Origin of the sequence: Phenylobacterium sp. (genome assembly GCF_041920015.1) — a bacterium.
Classification (GTDB): domain Bacteria; phylum Pseudomonadota; class Alphaproteobacteria; order Caulobacterales; family Caulobacteraceae; genus Phenylobacterium.
Window position 1 is genome coordinate 1 of sequence record NZ_JAYRST010000125.1, and the last position, 5,837, is coordinate 5,837.

Annotated in this window: 7 protein-coding genes and 1 pseudogene; 3 read left to right on the plus strand and 5 right to left on the minus strand. The window is 68.9% G+C overall.

All coding sequences use genetic code 11. The features are described 5' to 3' along the window. Positions 1-304: pseudogene (locus ACE3TL_RS16385) on the plus strand (DUF3089 domain-containing protein); the annotation flags it as partial. Positions 305-374: 70 nt separating this feature from the next. Here the strand turns inward: ACE3TL_RS16385 and ACE3TL_RS16390 are convergent. The 3 genes from ACE3TL_RS16390 to ACE3TL_RS16400 all read right to left on the minus strand — a co-directional run bounded on the left by ACE3TL_RS16390 (position 375) and on the right by ACE3TL_RS16400 (position 3,048). Continuing rightward, on the minus strand, positions 375-554 hold the full coding sequence (locus ACE3TL_RS16390) for a DUF1328 domain-containing protein (protein ID WP_374534624.1): 180 nt from the start codon (positions 552-554) through the stop codon (positions 375-377). A 64-nt stretch (positions 555-618) separates the two neighbouring features. Then, positions 619-1,116 (minus strand): winged helix-turn-helix transcriptional regulator, encoded by a 498-nt coding sequence (locus tag ACE3TL_RS16395; RefSeq protein ID WP_374579735.1) that lies wholly within the window; start codon positions 1,114-1,116, stop codon positions 619-621. A 75-nt stretch (positions 1,117-1,191) separates the two neighbouring features. Next, the gene (locus tag ACE3TL_RS16400; RefSeq protein ID WP_374579736.1) at positions 1,192-3,048 is read right to left on the minus strand and encodes an FAD-dependent oxidoreductase; all 1,857 of its coding nucleotides are present in this window, start codon (positions 3,046-3,048) and stop codon (positions 1,192-1,194) included. 169 nt (positions 3,049-3,217) lie between these two features. On the opposite strand from ACE3TL_RS16400, the gene ACE3TL_RS16405 reads away from it, so the two are divergent. Next, the gene (locus ACE3TL_RS16405; protein ID WP_374579737.1) at positions 3,218-3,592 is read left to right on the plus strand and encodes a VOC family protein; all 375 of its coding nucleotides are present in this window, start codon (positions 3,218-3,220) and stop codon (positions 3,590-3,592) included. On the opposite strand, the gene ACE3TL_RS16410 is transcribed toward ACE3TL_RS16405, so the two are convergent. Together ACE3TL_RS16410 and ACE3TL_RS16415 are read right to left on the minus strand one after the other, a co-directional pair. Next, positions 3,549-3,785 (minus strand): hypothetical protein, encoded by a 237-nt coding sequence (locus tag ACE3TL_RS16410; RefSeq protein WP_374579738.1) that lies wholly within the window; start codon positions 3,783-3,785, stop codon positions 3,549-3,551. The genes ACE3TL_RS16405 and ACE3TL_RS16410 overlap by 44 nt on opposite strands. Positions 3,786-3,857: 72 nt before the next feature. Further along, on the minus strand, positions 3,858-4,283 hold the full coding sequence (locus ACE3TL_RS16415; protein ID WP_374579739.1) for a GFA family protein: 426 nt from the start codon (positions 4,281-4,283) through the stop codon (positions 3,858-3,860). Between the two features lie 204 nt (positions 4,284-4,487). Here ACE3TL_RS16415 and ACE3TL_RS16420 point away from each other — a divergent pair, with 204 nt between their 5' ends. After that, positions 4,488-5,522: a DJ-1/PfpI family protein gene (locus tag ACE3TL_RS16420; protein ID WP_374579740.1), complete on the plus strand. Its 1,035-nt coding sequence runs from the start codon at positions 4,488-4,490 to the stop codon at positions 5,520-5,522. Positions 5,523-5,837: the final 315 nt, after the last annotated feature.

Genomic DNA, 5,837 nt, shown 5'->3' on the forward strand with positions numbered 1-5,837 from the left:
CGCCGCCGACGCGGCCCCGCCCCCGGCCTGGGTGAAGGGCGGCGCGGACATCAAGACGCCCTTCGTCTCGGTCCCCGGCCTGCTGACCGGCGAGTGCGTCTCCAAGGACGGCTTCAACTACCTCGCGGTCCACATCAACGCCGACCCGAACGACCCGCGCACCGACGACATCTCCGGCGACGTGAAGGTCGGCCCGATGACCCTCACCGACTGGGGCCTGCACCTGATCGACGTGAACCTGGCCATGGGCGACCTGGTCGACCTCGTCGGCAGCCAGTCCCAGGCCTATCTGGCCAAGAAGTAGCCGTCTCTCTACGGCGCGACCCCGGACAGCCGCCCTGCGGCGTCCGGGGTCGTGTTCGACACGGCGACCTCTATCCGCCGGTGATCTTGCGCCCGGCCATCAGGCCCAGGACCAGGAACACCAGGAACCCGACCGCGAACAGGAAGAACAGCAGCTTGGCGATCCCGGCCGCCGCCCCGGCGATGCCGCCGAAGCCCAACGCGCCGGCGATCAGCGCGACCACCGCGAAAATCAGCGCCCATTTCAACATGGCGAATGCCTCCAATGACTGGAAAGGCAACGCCGCGCCGGGCCGCCCGTTCCGGCCCCGCCCATCACGTGCGGTTGCGCACGGCGCTCCGGCGGCGCCGTTCGTCGAGATAGTCCGCCGTCGGGGCGGCGGCGAGCTCGGACCAGGCCACCGGCCGTTTGCAGGCGGGGCAGACGCCGTCGAGGCCGACTTCCGCGCCGCAGGCCCGATGGGTGGTGCGCAGCGCCAGCCCTTCCTCGGGCGACTTGCACCACTTCTCGCCCCAGCCCCGCAACGCCAGCAGCACCGGCAGCAGGTCGGCGCCCTTTTCGGTCAGGCGATACTCATGTCGCCGGGCCTCGCCGGCCGAGGGCTGCTTGCGCACCAGGCCGTCCGCCTCCAGCCGCTTCAGCCTCGCGGTCAGCATCTGCGGGGTGGCCCCGGTCTGGGCCTCCAGATCCAGGAACCGCGAGTTGCCCATGAAGAGCTCGCGGATCACCAGCAGGCTCCATCGGTCGCCGATCAGGGCGGTCGAGCGCGAGACCGGGCAGAGCGTGTCGCTGTCTTCGGGACGCTTGGCCAAGATGTGCTCTGACGATGCTGCTGAGGTCCCCCGATATGGCGAACGCGTCCGAAGGGCGTCAAGGCGCGACCATCCTTAGCCTGGGGTCGCGACGAACCTCCGCGGCGCGTCCGGCGAATGCTCGTGGCCGGCGAGACCGTCCACCAGGGCGCGGAGTTCGTCGAGGCGTTCGTCGTAAAGGCCGCGCGGGGTGGTGTCGTATGTGTTGCAGAGGAAGGCGGCCGCGGCCACCGCCACGCCATGCTCGGCCCCGTTGCCCATTAGCTTCACCGAGGAGCCCGCCACATGGGTCACGCTGATGTGCTTGCCGGCCATCAGCAGGTTGTCGATGTTGACCGAGTAGAGGCAGCGGAACGGGATGCCGTAAGGCTGCTGGTCCCGCACATCCATGATCCAGTCCTTCAGGCGGAAGTCGTACTTGCCCTCCCCCGGGTTCCACGCGCAATGGATGCAGAAGAAGCCGTCGTTCGACACCAGCATGTCGTTATAGCGGGTGTGATTGCGGATATCGTTCTCGGTCAGGACGTGATCGCCCCTGTAGCGCCTGAATTCGCCCTGGGCGGCCACGAAGGCCATCCAGTCGAACTCCAGGTTCGCATAGGCCTCCGGATCGGCTGTCTTGACGTTGGAAAACGCGCCGTAGAGCGCGCGCATCAGGTAGTCGCGCACGAACTCGCCCGACGTATAGGGGTCCAGCCACTGGCCGTACTCCCAATAGTGGGTGGCTGGGAATTGCTGCATCCAGGCCTGGCTCGGATCGGCGCTGAACTGGAAGGTCGAGTTGTCGGGATTGGCGTTCGGGCCCGCGCCGTTCTCCTGGCCCGGCTGCACCAATTGGCCGCTGAGATTGGCGTAGTCCTTCGAGACCTCGGTCGCCCATGGAACCTCGGGGAACGGGATCGGCTGGTCGGCCATCCGGGTGCGGAAGAACAGCGTATTGCCGTGGTGCATCTCGTCGGCGGCCTCTGGCGCATAGGGCTCGTCGAAGTCGGCGCGGCCTTCACGCCCGAACATCGTCTCGGCCCCGGCCAGCACCCCCAGCATGGCCACGCCGCTGGTGTCGATGAACATGCGGCCCTTGAAGCGCCGCTCCAGACCGCCCTTGGCCTCCACGGCGTCGACCGAGGCGATCCGCTCGCCATCGCGGGCGGCGGCGATGATGCGGTGCTCAAGGAAGACACGCGCGGTGGGCTCGGCCTGCAGCAGGCAAAGCGCGACCAGATCGCCGTCCGGCGTGCGCTGCGCCAGTTCCTGCAGCAGCTTGCCCTGCATCCCGCGCGGCATCAGCCCGATCTCCTTGCTGGCGTTGCCGCCCAGCACCGGCCGGTCGTGGATCAAGGCCACCGTCTGGCCCAGGCGCGCGGCGGTCAGCGCCGCGGCGCAGCCGGCGATCCCGCCGCCGACCACCACGACGTCATAGTCGCCGCCATCGACCGGCTCGTCGGGCAGACCGCGCAGCCGCCGTCGCCACGCCTTGCTGGCGGCGTCCACCCCGTTCGGCGGAGCCGCGCCGTCCTTGGTCAGATAGATCGCATCGCAGCGGCCCTCGAAACCGGTCAGGTCGTGTAGGACCAGCGTCGCCTCGCCCTTGGGCAGGACGATCTTGCCAGCGGACTCCCAGTCCCAGTCCGGACCATGAACGCCAAGCTCGCGCTCCAGCCGCTCGCCGTTGATCGAAAGGGCGAAACGGCCCGGCCGGTGCGGCGCGGCCCAATCGCGGGTGCGCGCCAGCACTTCGTATTCACCGCCTTCCGGGATCGAAACCGTCGTCCGGGCGTCGGCGACCGGCCGGCCGAGGCCATGAGCCAATAGATAGGGCGACCCCATCTGGCTCTCGAACTGCGAGTCCAGCATCCATCCGCCATGGTCGGCGAAATCCTCGGCTTCCACCAGGACGCCGCTCGGCGCGCTTCCCACATCGACACGGCTCATGGCCACCTCCCTCGTCATTTTTACTATGAAAATCATAGTAATTTGGAGATGGCAAGCCTCCCAGGATCAAACGCGTCGCAACCGCTCATCACGTGCGGTTGCACGGCCTCGCACAAGCTCCGATAACGGCGTTCGCCATGATCGCCCTCGCCGCCGGAAAGGATGCCCTATGCTCGCAGCGTCCCAGTTGATCACCATGCTGCCCACCGCCCGGCCGGAGGCCGCCCGCCGGTTCTACGGCGAGACCCTCGGCCTGACGCTCGCGGCCGACCACCCGCAGTTGATGATCTTCGAGGACGGCCCGGCCCGGCTTCACCTGCAGAAGGTCGCCGCCTTCACGCCCCAGCCCTTCACCTGCGCCGGCTGGCATGTGGCCGACATCCGCGCGACCGCACGGGCTCTGGCCGCCCGAGGCGTGGTCTTCGAGCGCTTCCCCGGCCTGGACCAGGACCCCGACGGCCTCTGGACCCCGCCCGGCTCCCCCACCACGGTCTGCTGGTTCAAGGACCCCGACGGCAATCTGCTGTCGCTGTCGCAGGGGTGACCTGCGCGCGACGCCCGGTCAGCTCGCCGGATCGTACCGGATCGACCTCCTCGGCGATCCCGCCGCCGAACACATAGACGCCGGCCGCCTTCGCCTCCTCGATCACCGCACGCGCGGCCGCCGCGACGCTCGGCAGCTCCTCTGCGCTGACGACCATCGCTTCGCTCGGAAACGAGATGAGATACTTGGTCATCCCCCGATGATGCACGTCCGCCGCCGGAACGGAAGGACGAGGGGCTCACCGGCGCGCTGGCTCAGCTTGCCACTACCGCTCGGCAAACGCCTTCAGCATCGGCGGATAGTCCTTCGGCTCTGGAAAACGCTCGAAACTGTGGGCCGCGCCCGTCGTCGCCCAGGGCAGCTTCTCGAGGGTGAAGGTCTCCATGAAGGGCGCATAGCCGCCCGTGTCGTCGAACAGCGTGGCGCGCACGTTGACGAAGCCGCCCTCCTCGGGCCGCGTGAACATCCAGGTCATGCAGTAGGCGCAGAAGAAATGCCGCGGCTGGCCGTGCAGCCCGCCGATCACCGCCTCGCCCTCGGTCACCTCGAAAGCGTCGCTGGCGTAGAGCGAGCTCAGCGAGAAGGCGCTGGCGCTCATCTTCTGACAACCCGTGCAGTGACAGGCCATGGTGATCAGCGGCGCGCCCGAAACCCGGAACCGCACCCGTCCGCATCGGCAACCGCCGTCCATCGCCTGTCTCCCCGGAACTGAAAGGTCCGCGACCCTAGCTCCCCGGCGTCGTCCCGGAAAGCGCGCGGCGCCTGTTCCAGGCCCCATGACCATCGGAAAGGAGCAAGCCTTCGCAGCTTGACGTTTTTCGAGGGAAATATGTCATTTCAGCCATGGATCGGAGCCCCTAGGCTGGGTTCGTCGGGAAAGCCCCTGGAGCCCGCCATGCGCCTAGCTCTCTTCGCCGCCGTCTTCGCCACCACCTTCGCCATCTGGGCCGCCCTCTGCGGCGGCGCCCAGGCCAGGCCCCTCGTCGTGCTGCTGGCCGACCCGCGCGGCACGGTGGCCACAGACCTCCTCGCGCCCTACGCCATCTTCGCCGAGAGCGGCGCGGTCGATGTGAAGGTCGCCGCCCCCGCGGCCGTCCCCGCCCGCCTGACGCCCGGCTTCGCCTGGGTCGCGCCCCAGGCGAGCCTCGCCGAAATCGACCGCGGTCCGCAGCCGGACCTGGTGATCGTGCCGGCCATGAGCATCGAGGACGACCCGGCCCGCGCGGCTTGGCTGCGCGCCCAGCTCGCCCGCGGCGCCCGCATCGTCTCGATCTGCAACGGCGCCAAGGTGCTGGCCTCCGCCGGCCTGCTCGACGGGCGCCAGGCGACCATCCACTGGTACAGCCGCGCCAAGGTCGCCAAGGTCTATCCCAAGGTCGCCTGGCGCAACGACGCCCGCTGGGTGGACGACGGCCCGATCACCACCACCGCCGGGATCAGCGCCGCCGAACCGGCCGCCCTCGACCTCCTGCGCGACCTGGCCGGCGAGGAGGTGATGCGCGCCACCGCCCGGCGCCTCTCCCTGCCCCTGCCCGACCCGCGCCACGACGGCTCGGACTACCGCCTCACCCTGCGCGGCATGGCCCAGGTGGTCGCCAACCGGCTGATGGTCTGGCGCCACGAGAAGGTCGCCGTGCTGCTCTCCCCCGGCTTCGACGAGATCGCCTTCGGCACGGCCCTGGACGCCTGGTCGCGCACCTATCGCTCGACCGCCTGGGCGACCGGCGCGCCGAGCGTCCGCTCGCGCCACGGTCTCGTCGTCTATCGCAGCGCTACGCCGCCCGAGCGCTTCGACCGCCGCGTCGCCCTGCCCGCGCCCGATATCATGCTCGCCACCTTCGACCAGGTGCGCCGCGCCTATGGCGAGACCACCGCCCGCTTCGTCGCCCTGCAGTTCGAGCATCCCTACGGCGCGATCGGCACCTGGTAGTGATCAGGCCAGCCCGAGCGCCCGCCCGGCGCGATCGGCGGCGACCGCCTTAGGGTGAATGGTCTATCACCCTCATCGCCCCTGCAGTTGTGCCGGGAGAAGCAGCCCCTACGATCTGGGGATCAACATTTCATCGGGCGCCCATGACCAGCAGACGACGTACCTCGGACACTCTTGAGATGCTGTTGATGTCGCTGCTCGCCACGAGCGGCAAGCTCACCGGGTATGAGATAGCCGCCATCCTCCAGGCTCCGATCCCTCTGATTTGGCCCGTGAAACATAGTCAGATCTATCCCGCGCTGACCGCTTTGGAAA

Coding starts and splice junctions, on each gene's coding strand:
- ACE3TL_RS16400 (WP_374579736.1), bottom strand. CDS start 3,048: ATGAGCCGTGTCGATGTGGGAAGCGCGCCGAGCGGCGTCCTGGTGGAA.
- ACE3TL_RS16405 (WP_374579737.1), top strand. CDS start 3,218: ATGCTCGCAGCGTCCCAGTTGATCACCATGCTGCCCACCGCCCGGCCG.
- ACE3TL_RS16410 (WP_374579738.1), bottom strand. CDS start 3,785: ATGACCAAGTATCTCATCTCGTTTCCGAGCGAAGCGATGGTCGTCAGC.
- ACE3TL_RS16420 (WP_374579740.1), top strand. CDS start 4,488: ATGCGCCTAGCTCTCTTCGCCGCCGTCTTCGCCACCACCTTCGCCATC.
- ACE3TL_RS16390 (WP_374534624.1), bottom strand. CDS start 554: ATGTTGAAATGGGCGCTGATTTTCGCGGTGGTCGCGCTGATCGCCGGC.
- ACE3TL_RS16415 (WP_374579739.1), bottom strand. CDS start 4,283: ATGGACGGCGGTTGCCGATGCGGACGGGTGCGGTTCCGGGTTTCGGGC.